Genomic DNA, 255 nt, shown 5'->3' with positions numbered 1-255 from the left:
CACCACCAGTTCCAGAAACACCAGATCCAGAAAAGCCTGGAACACCAGATCCAGAGAAACCTGGAACACCAGATCCAGAAAAACCTGGAACACCAAATCCAGAAAAACCTGGAACACCAGATTCAGAGAAACCTGGAACACCGAATCCAGAAAAACCTGGAACACCAGATCCAGAAAAGCCTGGAACACCGGGTCCAGAAAAACCGGAAAAAGAATTACCAAAGACAGGGCAGAAAATGCCTGTGGAACCATATA

Annotated in this window: 1 pseudogene; it reads left to right on the top strand. The window is 46.7% G+C overall.

Annotated elements, in window-relative coordinates:
* Positions 1 to 255: pseudogene (locus MR167_RS32265) on the top strand (hypothetical protein); the annotation flags it as partial.

The sequence above is a fragment of the Bacillus cereus group sp. BfR-BA-01355 genome (assembly GCF_022663675.1).
Taxonomy (GTDB): Bacteria; Bacillota; Bacilli; order Bacillales; family Bacillaceae_G; genus Bacillus_A; species Bacillus_A thuringiensis_S.
This window is presented reverse-complemented; position numbering and strand designations above follow the sequence as displayed.